At 43.9% G+C, this 929-nt stretch carries 1 protein-coding gene; it reads left to right on the forward strand.

All coding sequences use genetic code 11. From position 1 onward, the window contains the following. Window positions 1–86 precede the first annotated feature (86 nt). Window positions 87–929, forward strand: an 843-nt coding sequence (locus tag CVN76_RS01145; RefSeq protein WP_100530111.1) for a peptidylprolyl isomerase, incomplete at its 3' end; no start/stop codon positions are given.

Here is a 929-nt window from a genome sequence, read left to right on the forward strand (position 1 = left end):
GGTTCATATAGCCCGCGGGCAGTTTATCTTAAGGATTAATTAATATTTAATCACTATCATTATAGAAAAATTGAGGGAGAGTATCCATGAAACTATTTAGAAGCACGAAGGCATATGTTTGGGCAGGGTCCATTCTAATCATTGCCGGTATCATGGCATTTGCGATGGTATCGTCGATGGGTAAGACAGTGGCGAGCATCGACGGCAAGAAAATCAATGAGGATGAGCTGCACGATGCCCTTGTTGCAGGATATGGAGCAGATACATTAGACCTTTTGATCACGAATAAGTTGATCGAATTGGAAGCGAAAAAAGCGGGAATAAAAATAAAGGATGCAGAGATCCAGAAGGAAATCGATAACATGGTTGCATCCTATGGCGATGAGGCAGCGTTCAAAGAGCAATTGGAAGCAAGCGGATCTTCCATGGACGCCTTGAAAAAGGATATCGTTGTTTATCTGCAAACGAGAAAGCTGGTCGAACCGCGAATTACCGTGACAGATGATGAAATCAGCACCTATTTCGAAGACAATAAAGATACCTTTACACAAGCGGAGCAAGTCGAGGCTAGCCATATTTTAGTCGAAGACGAAAAAACGGCTAAAAAAGTTGCAAAAGAACTTGCGGATGGCGGCGACTTTGCCAAACTGGCCGCCGAGTATTCTACCGATACGCAAACGGCGAGTAAAGGCGGCAGCTTAGGGTATTTTGGAAAAGGTGATATGGTCGGCGAATTTGAGGATGTTGCCTTCGATCTTGATGTGGACAAGGTCAGTGAACCGGTCAAAACCGAATATGGCTACCATATCATTAAAGTCACTGGAAAGAAGGAAGCGAAAAAAGCGAATCTGGAAGATAGCAAAGATGCGATTAAAGAAACGCTTATCACTGAGCGATTGCAGGAGGAATATCCCGCTTGGTTGGCTGAA

Source organism: Bacillus sp. mrc49 (genome assembly GCF_002803435.1).